We start from the raw sequence: 17,542 nt of genomic DNA, 5'->3' as shown, positions 1-17,542 counted from the left end.
GCGCTAAATTGCGCCCCACCCCAAGAGGGCAATCCGCCAACTCACCTGGCGGCCAACTATCCGAACTGACCCGACGCCCAACCGCGCCTCTTTCTGCGCTGCGGTGAGCTGCACCCGTCAGTTGATCCAACACCGAGACAATACAACCATGAACAAGCACCTGATCGCCGTCGCCAGCGCCCTGCTGATCACTGGCACCGCCCCCGCCTTCGCCGCCAGCACCGTGGACCTGACAGTCAAGGGCATCATCACCCCGAATGCCTGCACGCCGAGCCTGTCCAGTGGCGGGGTGATCGACCACGGCAAGATGTCGGCCAAGGACCTTTACCCAGACAGGATCTATCCGCTGCCAAAGGTCACTTTGCAAATGACCGTGACCTGCGATGCGCCGGTGATCTTCGCCCTCAAGGCGACCGACAACCGTATTGGCTCCGGCAGCGGCAGCGGCTTCGGGCTGGGCTTTATCAACGGCACGCAAAAGCTGGGTTCCTACAGCTTGACCCTTGGCGCCACCGGTAGCCCGCCCCAGGCCGACGGCGAAACCGTGCAAGCCATCGGGTCTTTCGACAATGGCGTCACCTGGGAGCGTTGGAACAGCTTTGAAACCGGCACCTATCTCTCGGTCGCCACCCTGGCAGACGCCAGCATCCCGCGTGCCACCCAGCAACTGGTCACCCCCGTGGCCTACAGCGGCTACATCAACCGCACCGACGGCCTGGACCTGAGCAACGAAGTCAATATCGACGGCTCGGCCACCATTGAAGTGCTCTACCTGTAACCCACCTTCGCCCCTGACCTGCAACCAAAAAGGTGCTGCTCGATGATGAATTCCTCACCCGCTGTCTTCCTCGCCACGTTGCTGCTGGCCCCCACCGTACTGGCCGCCAGCAGTACCGACTTCGCCGTCACGGGCACCATCACACCCAATGCCTGTGAACCCATGCTCTCCGGCGGAGGCGTGGTGGATTACGGAAAAATGCCGGCCAAGGAACTCAACACCGACAGCCCTACCTCACTGCTGCCAGAGACCATGCAAATGGAAGTCCTGTGTGAAGCGCCAACGTTCATCGCGCTGAGCACGATCGATAACCGCGCCGGCACTTCGGCAATTAACGACTACTGGCATGGCCTGGGGCTGACGGACAGTGGCGAAAAACTTGGCGCCACCGCATTCGGCCTGCTCAACCCGGTCGCGGACGGCGTCACGGTCAAGACGATCAACTCGACCGATGGCGGGGTGACCTGGCTCCCGTCGATTTACCTGGGCCACTACACCCAGACCTCGGTCGCCACCAACGGCGGTGCGAACACCCCGATTGCGATACGGCAATTCAGTGCCGACCTGCGCGTGTACACGATGGTCGACGGCACCGACCGCCTGACCGTGCTCGACGAAGTGCCGCTGGACGGCCATGCCACCGTGCAACTGAAGTACCTGTAACCCTTTATTCAACCGGCCCCACTCGAAAGGAAACGTGTGCCCCATGAAACTTACGCTCAATGCCCTGGCCACCGCGCTGCTGCTCAGCACCAGCGCCTCTGCCCTGGCGGCGTCCACCGTCGACCTGACTGTCAAAGGGGTGATTACCCCCAACGCCTGCACACCTGGCCTGTCCGGCGGAGGGATGGTGGACTACGGCAAGATCTCCGCCAAAGACCTGAACCTCACGACCCCCAAACAACTGCCACGCACCACCTTGCAACTGACCATCACCTGCGACGGCGGCACCCTGTTTGCCGTCAAGGGCACCGACAACCGCGCCGGGTCCAACTCCAGCGGCGGCACCTACGGCCTGGGGTTGATCAACGGTACGCAGAAGCTGGGGGCCTACGACCTGATGCTGAATAACGCAGTCGCAGACTCTGTCGCCGTCACGGTGCTGGAGTCCGGGGATAACGGCACGACCTGGGCAGAGTCGGCGGACGCGATCCTGCCACCCAGCGCATTGGCGGCTTTCGGCGATAGAACCTCGGGCACCTGGCTGCCGGTGCCGATCCAGCAAGTCGTCAGCGACCTGGTGGTGTACGCGCAGATCGCCCGGGCCGACAGCCTGGACCTGAGCGATGAACACCCGATCGACGGCTCGGCCACGCTGGAAGTGAAGTACCTGTAAACCCGCGGCCTCGCCGTTCGCAGCGAGGCGCCTTACTTGCACCGAACACATTGAAGACCGAATGATGAACAGAACCCTACGCCTGTGCACGGCGCTGTTATTGCTCAACACCGGCTCTAGCGTGTTTGCCAGCACCGCCACCGAGATGACCCTGTCGGGCCTGGTCACCCCCAGTTCCTGCACCATCGCGCTCTCCGGCAGCGGCATCATCGACCACGGCACCATCCCTGCCCATCTCCTCAACCAGGTGGCTCCCACCCCGTTGCCCACCCAATGGCTGGAGGTAGAGATCCACTGCAGCGGCCCCTTGTTGTTTGGCCTGATTGGCCTGGACAGCCGCGAAGATTCGTCCGCCGCACCGGACACTACCTACGGCCTGGGGAGAAACCCCAACGCGCCCGCGGAGCAGTTGGGTTACGTCGACCTGGCGTTCGAAGCGGCGCAAGGAGACGGCCAGGCCATGCAGTCACTTGTGTCAAACCCCGAAGGCGGCCTCTGGGCTCCCCAACCGGCCATCCACCCCAAGACCCTGATGGGCTTTGCCCGTCCCGGCCGACCGTTTCCGGAACCCATCGTCACCCTGACCACCCGGATCCGCGCACAGACCACCATCCACCCGGCGAACCGTCTGACCCTCAGGCAAGACGTTCCCCTCGATGGCTCACTGGTCCTGGATTTGCGTTACCTCTAAGCCCTGTGATCATTTTAGGAACTGCGTCATGAAGACCTATCCAACCTTGCTGGCCCTGGGCTGGCTGCTGAGCACCCAGGCGTTTGCCGACGGCATGGTGCCCGACACCTCGGTGGTGATCGTCAACGAGGCCGACGGCGAAGCTTCGGTGTCGGTGACCAACACCGACGGCAAACTGGCCCTGCTGCACGTCACCCTGGAAAACATTCCGGAAGACACCGAATCGCTGCTGTTCGTCACCCCGCCCCTGTCCCGGGTCGAGGCCGATAAAAGCCAGTTGGTGCGCTTTATCCTGCGCAACCCCACGCCCCTGAAAACCCAACGCCTGAAGCGGGTGATCTTCGAAGGCATGCCCAAGGACCGTGACGCCGCCCAGGCTGGCCATGCGCGGGTGGGCGTGACCGTGCGCCAGAACCTGCCGGTGATCATTCATCCCAAGGGCCTGGCGCCGAACCGCACACCCTGGACCGGGCTGACCTGGTCGTTGAACGCCGGTCACCTGAACGTCGCCAACCCCACGCCTTACGTGGTGCGCCTGGCCCAGGAGCTGCAATTGCTGCCCGGCAAGCAGAGCCTGGTGCTGCCGCGCACTTATGTGTTGCCCGGCGAAACCCTGCGGCTCAGCACGCCCCACACCGCCACGGCCGTACGCCTGCAACCGGCCACCGTGTACGGCTTTGCCGTCGCCGCCTATGAGGCACCGATAACCGCCGCAAACGCTGAATAACGAAGTGACAGCCCTGTGACTGTCACCGGGAAGCCCGCCAACCGTTGCCGGCTTCCATAACCTGAGTGCCTTTACGTGAACACAGTAACCACTGACCCGGCTGGCGAAGCCGTGCCCGACTGTCCTTTACGCCCCGCCCGGATGCGGGCCGCGCTGCCACTGACCATGGCGTTGCTGTCGGCCGATGCCTGGGCCGATGCCTTCGACGCGCAAACCCTGCACCAGCGCGGAATCGACCCGGAGCTGGCCTACCTGCTGCTCGACGCACCGCGCTACACCAGCGGCCGCCATGCCGTGAGCCTGACGGTGAACGGCCAGCGCCGTGGCCGCCTCGATGTGCAGTTCGACAGCCAGGGCGCGCTGTGCTTCGACCGCCCGCTGCTGGACGCCGCCGACCTGGTGATACCGGCCCCGCTGGCCGACAGCCGCTGCCATGACTTCCTCGGCGAATACCCGCAAACCGTGGTGGAGCAAGACCCCGCCAGCCTGAGCGTGAGCCTGATGGTGCCCACCGATGCCCTGCGCCCGCGCCAACGTGAGCTGTCCGGTTATGAAACCGGAGGGTTCGCCGGCTTGCTCAACTACGACCTCACCGGTTTGTACAACCGTTATGGCGACGACACCAACCGCTTCGGCTCGGCCAATACCGAGCTGGGCTTCAACGCGGGCGACTGGATCGTGCGCAGCCGCCAGGTCCAGACCTGGCAGGATTCCAGGTCCCGCAGTACCCACCTGGAAGCCTATGCTCAGCGCACCTTCGCCGAGCAGCAGGCGGTGTTGCAGGCCGGGCAGATCAACCTCTACAACCCGGTGCTGTCGTCCGCGCAGATCACCGGCATGCAACTGTTTACCGAACAGGCCCTGCAGGACCAGGAACAGGGCTCGACCATCAGCGGCATCGCCAACAGCCCGGCCCAGGTGGAGGTGCGCCAGAACGGCGCGCTGATTCACTCCACGGTGGTGCCGGCCGGGCCGTTCTCGCTGACCGACGTGAGGCGCCTGAACACACGCTCCGACGTTGAAGTGACAGTCAAGGAAAGCACCGGCGAAGAGCGGCGCTTCACCGTGCCGGCGGCGATGCTCGGCATCGGCTTGCCAGCGCCGGGTTACTCGTTGGGAGCAGGCCGGGTGCGCAATATCGGCGATACGCGCGGCGACGATCCGTGGGTGATCAGTGGCGGCTGGAGCGGCGCCTTGAACCCGCGCCTGAGCCTGGGAGCCGGCGCACTGGCTGCCGAAGACTACCGCGCCACAGGTGCCAGCCTCGGCCTGTTGCCGTGGCCAGACGGCCAGGTACAACTGTCGACCCAGATTGCCGATGCCCAACGCCTGGGTGAACGCGGCGTACAGACCGACCTGAGCCTGTCCCAGCGCCTGGGCCGGCAATGGTCGATCACCGCCGGCGCCTCCCACCGCACCATGGGCTACCGGGAGCTGGAAGACGCCGCCTACTACGATTCGCGGGACGACGAAGGTCGCCTCACCCGCTATCGCGACCAGCAGAGCCTGGCCCTGGGCTGGGCCCATCCATGGCTGGGAGCCTTCAATGCCGGCCTGTCGCGCACCACCACGTTCAACGGCGAAAACAGCAGCCGTGCCCTGGCCTCATGGGGCACCAGCGTGCGCGGCGTGTCGCTGTCGGCCAGTGCCGAGTGGCAGGTCAGCGGCCGGCAGAATAACGAGAACGCGGTGTACCTGAACCTGAGCGTGCCACTGGGTGAGAACCGGCGTGGGCGCTCCTGGGTGCGCAACTCCGGTGGCGAGCATCGCATCGGCCTGGGGGTGAACGAGCAGGTCAACGATCAACTCAGTTACCGGGTCAGTGCCGAGCACGACAGCCGCGACCAACAAGTGGAATCCACCCTCGGCGTGTCCTATCTGCCGCGCTATGCACAACTGGACATGAACTACAGCCGCTCTGACGCCGAGCGCTCCAGCTACCAGGGCGGTGTGCGCGGTGCGGTGGTGGCCCACAGCGGTGGCGTGACCTTCTCGCCTTATCCGGTGCGCGACACCTTTGCGCTGGTGTCTGTCGGCGATATGGCCGGGGTCAAGCTCACCACGCCCAGCGGCCCGGTATGGACCGACTTCCAGGGCCAGGCCGTGGTACCGCAGGTATCCGCCTACGGGCGCAGCCCCGTGGAAGTGCAAACCCAGTCGCTGCCACGCAACGCCGATATCAGCAACGGCCTGGCCGTCATCAGCGCCGGGCGCGGCGCGGTGGATCGCGTGGAATTCGGCGTGGCCCTGACCCGTCGTGCCTTGCTCACGGTGGCAACCGACCACGGTACGCCACTGCCCCGTGGCGCCACGGTGAGTACCGCCGAGGGCGAGTTCGTGACCCTGGTGCAGGAAGGCAGCCAGGTGTTCCTGCCGAACGTGCTGGACCCACGCCCCCTGTGGGTCAAGGCACCGGGCATGAGCCGCTGTGAACTGCAGGTTGAACTCGCGGAAAAAGCCGACCCGCAGGTGTATTTCGAAACCGCCCCGGCCCGCTGTGTGACGCCATGAGGAAGACTGTGATGAAGCGATTGTTACTGCTGGGATTGGCCCTGGGCGCCATCGTCCAGGGCCGGGCGCACGCCGACGAATGCCAACTGACCCTAAGCCAGTCGCGCCTGGATTTCGGCGTGATGAACCGCGCCGTGCAGCGCAACCCCGGCGCAGAAATCCTGCTGGGAGAACGCCGCCTGAGCCTCAACCTGAACTGCCCGACGCCCACCGATATGCACGTGTTCTACCGGGCCCTGGCCGCGACCGCCGAGCGCTACCGCTTTACCGAGCGTGGCAGTTACCGCGTGCACATCAGCGATGCGGTACTCGACGGCCAGGCTGTTGAACTGGGGTTGACCAGCGGGCAAGGCCAGGCGCCCAGTGCCAGGGGCAGGACACTCGACTGGCGGCCCGACCAGGCCATCGTACCGTTGCGCGACGGTGCGCCGACCACCGGCAGCAGCTTCTCGGCGCAATTGCTGGTCAATGCCTGGGCGCAGGCCGACGCCCTGCAAGTGCGCGACGCGGTGACCTGGGAAGCCAGCGGCTTGATCGACGCCGTCGCCAGCGGCCGCGCACGGGAGTTGTCGCTGCAAGCCGGCTTCGCTGCGGCGGCCTGCGAGACCACGCTGTCCAACGGCGGCATCATCGACTTTGGCCGTATGTGGTCCAGGAGCCTTAACACCGACAAGGAAACCGGGCTGGTCTCCCGCAGCCTGCTGCTGAGTATCGGCTGCGACGGCCCGACTCATTTCGCCTTGCGCATGCATGACAACCGCAAAGGCTCGGCCACCGGCGGCATCGACGAAACCGCCTACGGCCTGGGAGTGGACGACAGCCGTAATAAAATCGGCCGGTACTTCCTCTATTTCGACCCCTTCGACCTGCGCGCCGATGCCCTGCCCCAGGTATATCGCACCGACTCCACCACCGGTGGCGTGGCCTGGAGCAGCTCCAGCGCCTACCCCATTCCCATCGGCAGCAGCAGTTTGCTCGGCTTTACCGCTCTACCCGGCAGCAATGCCGGCCCCACCGCGATCCAGAACCTGAGTGGGCAGATCAGCGTGCGCGCCGTCCTGTCCCCCATGAACAGCCTGGACCTGCGTACGGAAGTACTGCTCGACGGTTCCGGCACGATTGAAATCATCTACCTCTGATCAAGGAGTATGGTCATGCACCTACGCCAGCGTTCTCTCGCAACACTTGCCCTGCTGACCCTCAGCAGCGGTGCCACGGCAGCCTCCAGTGTTGAACTCGGCATCACCGGCTTGCTCACTCCAAGCGCCTGTACACCGGCGCTGTCGAGCAACGGGCTGATCGACTACGGCAAGATTTCCCAACAGGAGTTGAACATTGATCGCGGCAAACGCCTGCCGGTGCGCTACCTGAGCGTGACCATCAACTGCGAGGCAGCGACTCGCTACGCCCTGCGCATGAGCGACAACCGCGACGGCACCGCCAATGTCAACAGCGAAATCTACTACGGGCTGGGACTGGACCCGAGCGGCAACAAGATCGGGCTGTACTCCCTGACCTTCGACCCCAAACAGACGGTGATCGACAGCCTGCCTGAGGTTTACGGCACCGAGTCCACCAGCGGCGGGATCGCCTGGCGCACCGCCAACAGCAACCCGATCGACATCGGTTCGCGCAGCTTTCTCGGCTTTACCGACACCGTCGGCAGCACCAGCGGGCCGACGGCCTTCCAGACGCTGAGCAGCCTGGTCAGGGTCGATACGGTGATCGCTGCCAAGAACAATCTCGACCTCAGCAGCGACGTGCATATCGATGGTTCCAGCACTATGGAAGTGCTGTACCTCTAGACCTTTTCGCTGGTCACGCCGACATACCGCGCACGCCCGGCGCCCAGTCCCGCGATGATCGCGCCCAGGCCGATCACCGCGAAAATCCAGCCGGTGGCGTTCCAGCCACCGGTCCAGTCATGCACCAGCCCGACCGCGAACGGCCCCATGGACGCCAGGGTGTAGCCGATGCCCTGGGCCATGCTCGACAGGTTGGCGGCTACATGGGCGTCCCGTGAACGCAGCACGATCAAGGTCAGCGCCAGGCTGAAAGTGCCACCCTGGCCCAGGCCCAGCAGAATCGCCCAGCCCCACAAGCCGTCCAACGGTGCATACAGGCAACCGAACAGGCCGCCCAGGGTCAGCACCATCACCACCACGATGGCCAGGCGCTGGTCCTTGCCGCGGGTGGCCAGCCAGGGCGCAGCCAGGGAACTGGCCAGTTGCACAATCACCGAACCGGAAAGCACCAGGCCCGCCTGGGTGGCGCTCAGGCCACGGCCGATCAGGATCGACGGCAGCCAGCCAAACACAATGTACGCCAGGGAGGATTGCAGGCCCATGTACAGGGTCACCTGCCAGGCCAGCGGATCACGCAACAAGCCCTTCACGCGATAGGCCACCTGGTGCGCGCCGTGTTTCTGGCCGACCTGTGGCAACCAGAACAACGCCGCGACCAACGCCGGGAGAATCCAGAACCCCAGGCCGATGTTCCAGCTGTCGCCGAAGTAATGACTCAGGGGGACCGTGGATCCCGCCGCCAGCGCTGCACCCAGGCACAGGGCCATGGTGTACACGCCCGTCATAGTGCCGGCCTGTTTGGCGAAATCGCGTTTGACGATGCCGGGCAACAGCACCCCGATGATGCCGATACTCGCGCCCGCCAGCAGGCTGCCGGCGAACAGCCCGGCCTCACCCAATGAGCTGCGCAGGATGATGCCGCCGGCCAGGGTCAGCAGAATGCCCAGCACCACCCGCTCGGCGCCAAAACGTCGGGCCAGGATCGGAGCCAGTGGCGCGAACAGGCCCAGGCACAAGACGGGCAGCGTCGTCAGCAACCCGGCCTTGGCCGCCGAGAGCCCCAGGCTATGGGAGACCTCAGCGAGCAGAGGCGCCATGCTCGACAACGCCGGGCGCAGGTTCAGCGCCACCAGGATCAGGCCCAACAGCAACAACCACGGACGGCTTACCACCGGCGGGCTGTGCTGGACCTCCTCGTCATCGGCTTCGGCGTCGATCAGCAGTTCATCAAGGGCACTTTCTGAACGGGGCATAGTGGTCTCGGGTTCAAGGTTCATTGATCAACTGCCGGGACAGGGCCTTGGCGCGTTCCGGGTCCTGTTGCTCCACGGCATCGAGCAAGGCGCCGTGCAGGTCGAATACCGCTTGCCGACGCGGCTGGATGTTCAGGGTCTGGCGCAGTTGCGCGCCGACGATGCTCGAGAAGTACTGATACAGCTCGCTCAAGGCCGGGTTGTGGGCCGCGTCCACCAGGCGTTTGTGGAACACCAGGTCGCAGCTGATGTAGTGCTCAAGATCACCGTGGTAATGGTCGCCGCTGGCGTTGAGGGCCGCGCGCAAAGCGACCAGGTCTTCATCGGTGCGGCGCAACGCGGCCAAGCCGACTGCCTCGACTTCAAGAATCTGCCGCGTCTCCTGCGCCTGAGCCAGGGTGCAGTGGGACAAGGCTTTCATCGCGCCCAGCGGGTCGGTCATGGAGCGCAAATAGCTGCCGTCGCCCTGGCGGATCTCGATCAACCCGGAGAATGCCAATACGCGCATGGCTTCACGCACGGTGTTGCGGCTGATCCCCAACTCGGCAGACAACTCGGGCTCGGTGGGCAGGCGTTCGCCGATGGCCCATACGCCCTGGGTGATGCGCTGGCGCAACTGTTCGAGGGCTTGATCGACGAGGGAGCGTTTGATCAGGGGGGCGATGTCTGTCATGGGTTTCGTCCTTTCATCCAATCATAGGATGAATTTTCCCACAGCCTATTCGGAGTTGCCTACAAAGGCAACGCACTAGGGTTCTTGGGCAGGCAAAGGAGCAGTATTTTCGATTGGTAAAATTACCCTCAGAGGGTAATTATTGGACTCAGGTGTCTTATGGAAAAGTACACACCTCATTACGATCTGGCGGTGATAAAGGCGGATGTCAGGCGGCTTGGAAAGCAAGCATTTACTCAAAGCGCACGCCGTTGCGGCGAGGATCTTGATTTAAGCATCGAACAAATGCAGGCGGTCATTTTCGAGTTGAAAAACACGATGTTGTACAAGTCGATGACCACTCATGACGACCATCGAGTTTGGCAAGATGTGTATCACATTCACTCACATGATCTGGAGATCTACATCAAGGTGACCTACCGCACGGATGGTAAACCTCCGGTGATCTCCTTCAAGGAGAAAAACCCATGAAAACAGAGCAATGCTTCAGCTGCGGCAGGCATGACGGAATGCATCACTTCTCAGGACGTAGCGAAACATCGGAAGTCAAAGGTTTGCATCGCCGTATAGACGATCTGTCTGGATGGGAGTGCCAGGCATGTGGAGAGGTGATCCTGGACCCCGAAGACGCGGAACGCTATTCAGACCACTGCGATGAAATCGTTCACAGTTTCAGGCAGATGGTCGGCACCGAGATGAAGCGCATACGCCGCAAACTGCACCTTTCACAAAAAGAAACGGTACAACTGCTATCGGGTGGCGGCCACAACGCCTTATCTCGTTACGAGCGCGGTGAGGTATTGCCCCCCAAATCCCTGGTAGTCCTGATGCGTTTGCTTGAGCGTCACCCCCACTTGCTGATCGAAGCAAAAATCCTGAGTGAAGGCGCAGATCTTCGCAATTCCGTGCATACGGTACATAAAGAGCACGAGACCCTGACGACAACTTGATTGATGGCAAAAATAAACCCGGCACCAGGCCGGGTTTATTGTTTCAAGCATTACCCATGGATCAATGCAAAATCTGGCTCAAGAACAACTTGGTCCGATCATTCTGCGGGTTGTCGAAGAAGTCATTCGGCGCCGCCTGTTCAACGATCTCGCCCTTGTCCATGAAGATCACGCGGTTGGCCACGGTGCGCGCAAAGCCCATTTCGTGGGTCACGCAGAGCATGGTCATGCCGTCTTCCGCCAGGCCGATCATGGTGTCCAGTACCTCTTTCACCATTTCCGGATCGAGCGCCGAGGTCGGCTCATCGAACAGCATGATTTTCGGCTTCATGCACAGCGCACGGGCAATCGCCACGCGCTGTTGCTGGCCGCCGGACAACTGCCCCGGAAACTTGTGGGCCTGTTCCGGAATACGCACGCGCTCAAGGTAGTGCATGGCAATTTCTTCAGCCTTGCGCTTGGGCATCTTGCGTACCCACATCGGGGCCAGCGTGCAGTTCTGCAGGATGGTCAGGTGCGGGAACAGGTTGAAGTGCTGGAACACCATGCCGACTTCGCGGCGGATCGCTTCGATCTGCTTGAGGTCGTTGGTCAGTTCCACGCCATCGACCACGATGCGGCCCTGCTGGTGCTCTTCCAGGCGGTTGAGGCAGCGGATGGTGGTGGACTTGCCGGAACCCGACGGGCCGCACAGCACGATACGCTCGCCCTGCTTGACGTTCAGGTTGATGTCTTTCAACACGTGGAACTGGCCGTACCACTTGTTGACGCCCTGCATCTGAATAATGCCTTCAGGGCTCACAGGCTGTTTGATCGCTTCACTCATCACAACACTCCTAACGCTTGTGGCCTGTGTCCAGCTTGTGTTCCAAATGAATGGAATAGCGGGACATACCAAAACAGAAAATCCAGAACACCAGGGCGGCGAACACGTAGCCTTCAGTGGCCATGCCCAACCATTTCGGGTCGGCGGCGGCTTGCTTGACGCTGTTGAGCAGGTCGAACAGGCCGATGATGATCACCAGGCTAGTGTCCTTGAACAACGCGATAAACGTGTTGACGATGCCCGGGATCACCATCTTCAGTGCCTGGGGCAAAATCACCAGGCCCATGCTGCGCCAGTAACCCAGGCCCATCGCGGCCGCAGCCTCGTATTGGCCCTTGGGAATCGCCTGCAAGCCACCGCGCACCACTTCGGCTACATAGGCCGACTGGAACAGGATCACGCCGATCAAGGCCCGCAGCAATTTGTCGATGCCCATGCCTTCCGGCAGGAACAGCGGCAACATTACCGACGACATGAACAACACCGTGATCAACGGCACGCCGCGCCAGAACTCGATGAAGGTCACGCAGACCACACGAATCGCCGGCATGTTCGAACGCCGACCCAACGCCAGCACGATGCCCAGCGGCAAGGCCCCGGCAATGCCGACGGTGGCGATCACCAGGGTCAGCATCAAGCCGCCCCACTGGCTGGTGGCCACGTTGGTCATGCCGAAGATCCCGCCGTGCAGCAGGAAGTAGGCAACGATCGGGTACACCACCAAAAAGCTCAGGCCGTAGACCGCCTTGCGCGTGAAGCGCGAGATGAACAACGGCGCCACACCCACGATGGCCAGCCACACGGTCAGGTCGACACGCCAGCGCAGGTCGCCGGGGTAGTAGCCGTACATGAACTGCCCGAAGCGCTGTTGGATAAACACCCAGCAGGCGCCCTCCTTGGTGCAGTCGGCGCGGGTGGTACCGACCCAGTTTGCATCGAGGATCGCCCAGTGCAGGATCGGCGGCACGACCAGGTAGATCAGGTAGAACGCCAGCAATGTCAGCAGGGTGTTGAGCCAGCTGGAAAACAGGTTGGCGCGCATCCATGCCATCGGCCCGAACACTTTGTTCGGTGGCGGCATATCAGGTTTGAAAGTATGCGTACTCATGCAGGTTTCCTCACCGCTCGATCAGCGCAATGCGCTTGTTGTACCAGTTCATCAGCAGGGAAATGCTGATGCTGATCGCCAGGTACACGCTCATGGTGATGGCAATAACCTCGATGGCCTGGCCGGTCTGGTTGAGCACCGTGCCGGCAAACAGCGAAACCATTTCCGGGTAACCGATACCGGCCGCCAGTGACGAGTTTTTCGCCAGGTTCAGGTATTGGCTGGTCAGCGGCGGAATGATCACGCGCAGGGCTTGCGGGATGATCACCTTGCGCAGGGTCGGACCGTTGCGCAGCCCGAGGGAACGCGCCGCTTCGGTCTGGCCGTGGCTGACGGACTTGATGCCTGAACGCACGATCTCGGCGATAAACGCCGCGGTATACACGGTCAGGGCCAGGGTCAGCGCCAGCAACTCGGGAATCAGTACCCAGCCGCCGACGAAGTTGAAGCCTTGCAGCTTGGGCATTTCCCAGTGCAGCGGCGCGCCGAACACCAAAGCGCACAGCGCAGGGATCACCACCAACAGCGCCAGGCCAGCCCAGAACTTGTGGAACGGAACACCGGTGGCTTCAAAGCGTTTATTTGCCCAACGGGCCATCAGCACAATGGCGATGATTGCCACCACGACGCTGATCACAAACGGCCAGAAACCCTCCGCCATCAACGCGGCGGGCATGTTCAGGCCACGGCTGCTGACAAAGAACGTGTCGCCGAAGTTGTGGCTGTTGCGCGGCCCCGGCATCGTCAGGAATACCGCGAAGTACCAGAACAGGATTTGCAGCAGCGGCGGAATGTTGCGGAACACTTCCACATACACCGTGGCCAGCTTGTTGATCATCCAGTTGGGCGACAAGCGCGCCACACCGATGATGAACCCGAGGATGGTCGCCAGGACCACACCGATCACCGTCACCAGCAGGGTGTTGAGCAGACCGATCACAAAGACCCGGGCATAGCTGTCCGATTCGGTGTAGTCGATCAGGTGCTGAGCGATGCCGAAGCCGGCACTGCGCTCAAGAAAGTCGAAACCCGAGGTAATGCCCCGGTGTTGAAGGTTGGTTTGCGTGTTGTTGAACAGGTACCAGCCCAACGAGACCACCGCCACAATCGTGATGATCTGGAATAGCCACGCACGCACTTTTGGATCACTGAAGCTGAGCTTCTGTTTTGGTGCGCCGATTTGATTTTGCATTAAGTGCCCCAGAAATAATGGAACAGAACATCACCCGGCGGTTGGCCCACCGGGTGATAGAACCATCAGCGATCAGCGCACAGGTGGTGCGTATTGAATGCCACCGTTGGTCCACAGAGCGTTCAGGCCACGATCGATTTCCAGAGGCGTGCTCTTGCCGAGGTTTTTCTCGAACACTTCGCCGTAGTTACCGACCTGCTTGACGATCTGTACGACCCAGTCTTTCTTCACTTTCAGGTCTTTGCCGTATTCGCCGTCAGCACCCAGCAGACGGGCAACGTCCGGGTTCTTGGTGGACTTGGCTTCAGCTTCGACGTTTTTGGAGGTGATACCGGCTTCTTCGGCGTTGAGCATGGCGTAGCCAACCCAGCGCACGATGGCCAGCCACTCGTCGTCGCCGTTACGCACGACAGGGCCCAGTGGTTCTTTGGAAATGGTTTCCGGCAGTACCACGTAGTCTTTCGGCGAAGCCAGCTTGCTGCGCTGTGCGTAGAGCTGGGACTTGTCGGAGGTCAGTACGTCGCAACGACCGGATTCCAGCGACTTGGCGCTTTCATCGGAGGTGTCGAACGTGATCGGGGTGTACTTCAGGTTGTTGGCGCGGAAGTAGTCGGAAACGTTCAGCTCAGTGGTGGTACCGGCCTGGATGCAGATGGTTGCACCGTCCAGTTCCTTGGCACTTTTCACGCCCAGCTTGTTGTTCACCAGGAAACCAACACCGTCGTAGTAGGTGATGAAGCCCGGGAATTTCAGGCCCATGCCGGCATCGCGGGAGCTGGTCATGGTGGTGTTGCGCGACAGGATGTCGACTTCGCCAGACTGAAGCGCGGTGAAACGCTCCTTGGCATTCAACTGGCTGAATTTGACCTTGGTTGCGTCGCCGAATACGGCAGCGGCAACAGCACGGCACACGTCAGCGTCGATCCCAAGGATCTTGCCGCTGGCGTCCGGCACCGAGAAGCCCGGCAGACCGTCGCTCACGCCACACTGCACAAAGCCTTTCTTCTGCACGGCATCCAGAGTGGCGCCAGCCTGGGCGAAACCACTGACACCCAGTACGGTAGCCGCGGTCACGATGGCCAGGGTGGATTTCAATACCTTCATTCAAACCTCCAGTTTTGCTCTTGTTGTGTCGGAGCTCAAACCCCACCGCACCCTTATGAGGCGACATCGACCCGTGTTGGCTTTTTTTGGGGTCAAACAGCATGAGGTTTTTGCTTTAAGTCCAGTTGCTATCCCACAGGCGCCAGTCACTGATAGTGTTACCGCCTGGGGTGAGCCTTGACATCGGGTTTCATATAGCAAGCCCCGTACCAGACTGATGGCTGAGTCGTTTCAGCCCATGGTCAAGAGCAAAAGATTCAACCTTGCGACATTCTCTTAACAGATCAACCCGTCGCGCACCGTTCCGACGCACTCAATCGGAGCGCACGCACATATATGGAGCAGACATGACCGAACCCTTGATTCTTCAGCCCGCCAAGCCCGCAGACGCCTGCGTAATCTGGTTGCATGGCCTGGGTGCCGATCGCTACGACTTCCTGCCCGTGGCCGAAGCCCTGCAGGAAAAACTCCTGTCGACGCGCTTTGTCCTGCCCCAGGCGCCGACACGCCCGGTGACCATCAATGGCGGCTACGAGATGCCGAGCTGGTACGACATCAAGGCCATGAGCCCGGCGCGTTCCATCAGTGTTGAAGAGCTGGAAGCCTCGGCAAAAATGGTTACCGACCTGATCAAGGAACAAAAAAGCAGCGGGATAGACGCCTCGCGGATTTTCCTCGCCGGTTTTTCCCAGGGGGGCGCCGTGGTGTTCCACACCGCGTTCCTGAAATGGCAGGGCGCCTTGGGTGGCGTGATCGCCCTTTCCACCTACGCGCCCACTTTCGGTGACGAACTCGAATTGTCGGCGAGCCAGCAACGGATTCCGGCGCTGTGCCTGCACGGCCAATACGACGACGTGGTGCAGAACGCCATGGGTCGCAGCGCCTATGAGCATTTGAAGTCGCGCGGTGTCACCGTTGCATGGCAGGAATACCCAATGGGCCACGAAGTGTTACCCCAGGAGATACACGATATCGGTGACTGGTTGGCCGCCCGCCTGGGCTGAAAACCGCCCATTGTGTAGCCGCATGACCAACGCACTACGCCGCGCCCGATTCTTGCATTACACTGGCCGGCGTACATTCCTTAACCAATTGATGAGATGACCGTGCTCAAAGCACTCAAGAAGATGTTCGGTAAAAGCGAGGCTGAGCAGCTCGCGCCAGGTTCCAGTGCCCCCGCCCACGTTCAAGGCAGCCGCAATGACGGCCAGCAGCCTGGCCGGACCGCACCTGTAGCCTCGCCAAAAAAAGAGCCGGTGACCACACCCGCCACGGTTAACGTCGCTGAAGAGCCAGCCGCCGACCAACCACGCCAGGAGCCACGCCAGGAGAAGCCGCGCCGTGAACGCGCGCCCAAACCTGTGGTTATTCCCTGGAAACTGGAAGACTTCGCCGTCGAACCCCAGGAAGGCAAAACCCGCTTTCATGATTTCAAGCTCGCCCCGGAACTGATGCACGCCATCCAGGACCTGGGTTTCCCGTACTGCACGCCGATCCAGGCGCAAGTGCTGGGCTTCACCCTCGCCGGCAAAGACGCCATCGGTCGCGCCCAGACCGGTACCGGCAAGACCGCTGCTTTCCTGATCTCGATCATTACGCAGTTGTTGCAGACCCCACCGCCAAAAGAGCGCTACATGGGTGAACCCCGCGCACTGATCATCGCCCCGACCCGGGAGCTGGTGGTACAGATCGCCAAGGACGCCGCCGACCTGACCAAGTACACCGGCCTCAACGTGATGACGTTTGTTGGCGGGATGGACTTCGACAAGCAGCTCAAGCACCTGGAAGCGCGCCACTGCGACATCCTGGTGGCCACGCCGGGGCGCTTGCTGGACTTCAACCAGCGCGGCGACGTGCACCTGGACATGGTCGAAGTGATGGTGCTGGACGAAGCCGACCGCATGCTCGACATGGGCTTCATCCCGCAAGTGCGTCAGATCATTCGCCAGACCCCGCCGAAGAACGAGCGCCAGACCCTGCTGTTCTCCGCGACCTTCACCGAAGACGTGATGAACCTCGCCAAGCAGTGGACCACCGACCCGTCCATCGTCGAGATCGAGGCACTCAACGTCGCCAGCGAGAACGTCGAACAGCATATCTATGCCGTGGCCGGTGCCGACAAATACAAGCTGCTCTACAACCTGGTCAACGACAACGGTTGGGAGCGGGTCATGGTGTTTGCCAACCGCAAGGACGAAGTGCGCCGCATCGAAGAACGCCTGGTGCGTGATGGCGTGAATGCCGCGCAACTGTCCGGCGACGTGCCGCAGCACAAGCGCATCAAGACCCTGGAAGGTTTCCGCGAAGGCAAGATTCGCGTGCTGGTGGCCACCGACGTGGCCGGGCGCGGGATTCATATCGATGGCATCAGCCACGTGATCAACTTCACCCTGCCGGAAGTGCCGGACGACTACGTGCACCGGATTGGCCGTACCGGCCGCGCGGGCGCGGCGGGCGTGTCCATCAGCTTTGCCGGTGAAGACGACTCGTATCAGTTGCCGTCGATCGAAACCTTGCTGGGCCGCAAGATCAGTTGCGAAACGCCGCCGACGCATCTGTTGCGTCCGGTGGAGCGCAAGCGCCCTTAA

At 61.9% G+C, this 17,542-nt stretch carries 18 protein-coding genes; 12 read left to right on the top strand and 6 right to left on the bottom strand.

Annotated elements, in window-relative coordinates; translation table 11 throughout:
- Nucleotides 1-148 precede the first annotated feature (148 nt).
- The 8 genes from HX814_RS20185 (at nucleotide 149) to HX814_RS20150 (ending at nucleotide 7,848) form a co-directional block, all read left to right on the top strand.
- On the top strand, nucleotides 149-778 hold the full coding sequence (locus HX814_RS20185; RefSeq protein WP_177008762.1) for a DUF1120 domain-containing protein: 630 nt from the start codon (nucleotides 149-151) through the stop codon (nucleotides 776-778).
- A gap of 45 nt (nucleotides 779-823) precedes the next feature.
- Nucleotides 824-1,441, top strand: a complete 618-nt coding sequence (locus tag HX814_RS20180; RefSeq protein ID WP_032899438.1) for a DUF1120 domain-containing protein — start codon at nucleotides 824-826, stop codon at nucleotides 1,439-1,441.
- Between the two features lie 43 nt (nucleotides 1,442-1,484).
- Nucleotides 1,485-2,114, top strand: coding sequence for a DUF1120 domain-containing protein (locus HX814_RS20175; RefSeq protein WP_008435636.1), 630 nt, complete (start codon nucleotides 1,485-1,487; stop codon nucleotides 2,112-2,114).
- A gap of 64 nt (nucleotides 2,115-2,178) precedes the next feature.
- Nucleotides 2,179-2,805, top strand: coding sequence for a DUF1120 domain-containing protein (locus tag HX814_RS20170; protein WP_256343963.1), 627 nt, complete (start codon nucleotides 2,179-2,181; stop codon nucleotides 2,803-2,805).
- Between the two features lie 28 nt (nucleotides 2,806-2,833).
- Nucleotides 2,834-3,532, top strand: coding sequence for a fimbria/pilus chaperone family protein (locus HX814_RS20165; protein ID WP_177008761.1), 699 nt, complete (start codon nucleotides 2,834-2,836; stop codon nucleotides 3,530-3,532).
- A 141-nt stretch (nucleotides 3,533-3,673) separates the two neighbouring features.
- A complete protein-coding gene (locus tag HX814_RS20160; protein ID WP_177008789.1) occupies nucleotides 3,674-6,043 on the top strand; it encodes a fimbria/pilus outer membrane usher protein in 2,370 nt (789 codons plus the stop codon).
- An 11-nt stretch (nucleotides 6,044-6,054) separates the two neighbouring features.
- Complete coding sequence (locus HX814_RS20155) at nucleotides 6,055-7,182, top strand: DUF1120 domain-containing protein (protein WP_177008760.1); 1,128 nt, start codon at nucleotides 6,055-6,057, stop codon at nucleotides 7,180-7,182.
- 15 nt (nucleotides 7,183-7,197) lie between these two features.
- On the top strand, nucleotides 7,198-7,848 hold the full coding sequence (locus tag HX814_RS20150) for a DUF1120 domain-containing protein (protein WP_008435643.1): 651 nt from the start codon (nucleotides 7,198-7,200) through the stop codon (nucleotides 7,846-7,848).
- Here the strand turns inward: HX814_RS20150 and HX814_RS20145 are convergent.
- Both HX814_RS20145 and HX814_RS20140 read right to left on the bottom strand, forming a co-directional pair.
- A complete protein-coding gene (locus HX814_RS20145; RefSeq protein WP_177008759.1) occupies nucleotides 7,845-9,125 on the bottom strand; it encodes a CynX/NimT family MFS transporter in 1,281 nt (426 codons plus the stop codon). The genes HX814_RS20150 and HX814_RS20145 overlap by 4 nt on opposite strands.
- Nucleotides 9,115-9,774, bottom strand: a complete 660-nt coding sequence (locus HX814_RS20140; protein ID WP_003216331.1) for a FadR/GntR family transcriptional regulator — start codon at nucleotides 9,772-9,774, stop codon at nucleotides 9,115-9,117. Before HX814_RS20140 ends, HX814_RS20145 begins: the two co-directional genes overlap by 11 nt.
- A gap of 159 nt (nucleotides 9,775-9,933) precedes the next feature.
- Here HX814_RS20140 and HX814_RS20135 point away from each other — a divergent pair, with 159 nt between their 5' ends.
- Nucleotides 9,934-10,245: a type II toxin-antitoxin system MqsR family toxin gene (locus HX814_RS20135; protein ID WP_003216329.1), complete on the top strand. Its 312-nt coding sequence runs from the start codon at nucleotides 9,934-9,936 to the stop codon at nucleotides 10,243-10,245.
- Nucleotides 10,242-10,724 carry a type II toxin-antitoxin system MqsA family antitoxin gene (locus tag HX814_RS20130; RefSeq protein ID WP_177008758.1) on the top strand — a complete coding sequence of 161 codons (483 nt, stop codon included), beginning with the start codon at nucleotides 10,242-10,244 and terminating at the stop codon, nucleotides 10,722-10,724. The genes HX814_RS20135 and HX814_RS20130 overlap by 4 nt, the downstream gene beginning before the upstream one ends.
- 61 nt (nucleotides 10,725-10,785) lie before the next feature.
- Here HX814_RS20130 and HX814_RS20125 read toward each other — a convergent pair whose 3' ends face one another.
- From HX814_RS20125 to HX814_RS20110, 4 genes are all read right to left on the bottom strand, one after another.
- Nucleotides 10,786-11,550: an amino acid ABC transporter ATP-binding protein gene (locus tag HX814_RS20125; RefSeq protein ID WP_003171943.1), complete on the bottom strand. Its 765-nt coding sequence runs from the start codon at nucleotides 11,548-11,550 to the stop codon at nucleotides 10,786-10,788.
- 10 nt (nucleotides 11,551-11,560) lie between these two features.
- Nucleotides 11,561-12,658 (bottom strand): amino acid ABC transporter permease, encoded by a 1,098-nt coding sequence (locus tag HX814_RS20120; protein WP_003216325.1) that lies wholly within the window; start codon nucleotides 12,656-12,658, stop codon nucleotides 11,561-11,563.
- A 10-nt stretch (nucleotides 12,659-12,668) separates the two neighbouring features.
- Nucleotides 12,669-13,850: an amino acid ABC transporter permease gene (locus HX814_RS20115; protein ID WP_003216323.1), complete on the bottom strand. Its 1,182-nt coding sequence runs from the start codon at nucleotides 13,848-13,850 to the stop codon at nucleotides 12,669-12,671.
- 72 nt (nucleotides 13,851-13,922) lie between these two features.
- On the bottom strand, nucleotides 13,923-14,954 hold the full coding sequence (locus HX814_RS20110; protein WP_003216321.1) for an amino acid ABC transporter substrate-binding protein: 1,032 nt from the start codon (nucleotides 14,952-14,954) through the stop codon (nucleotides 13,923-13,925).
- Nucleotides 14,955-15,301: 347 nt separating this feature from the next.
- Between HX814_RS20110 and HX814_RS20105 the strand changes: the two genes are divergently transcribed.
- The gene (locus HX814_RS20105) at nucleotides 15,302-15,958 is read left to right on the top strand and encodes an alpha/beta hydrolase (RefSeq protein ID WP_003216319.1); all 657 of its coding nucleotides are present in this window, start codon (nucleotides 15,302-15,304) and stop codon (nucleotides 15,956-15,958) included.
- A gap of 96 nt (nucleotides 15,959-16,054) precedes the next feature.
- Complete coding sequence (gene rhlB, locus HX814_RS20100) at nucleotides 16,055-17,542, top strand: ATP-dependent RNA helicase RhlB (RefSeq protein ID WP_032899430.1); 1,488 nt, start codon at nucleotides 16,055-16,057, stop codon at nucleotides 17,540-17,542.

Origin of the sequence: Pseudomonas sp. C8002 (genome assembly GCF_013385765.1) — a bacterium.
Taxonomy (GTDB): Bacteria; Pseudomonadota; Gammaproteobacteria; order Pseudomonadales; family Pseudomonadaceae; genus Aquipseudomonas.
Note: the sequence above shows the minus strand (reverse complement) of the source record. Positions and strands in the feature narration are given on the sequence as shown.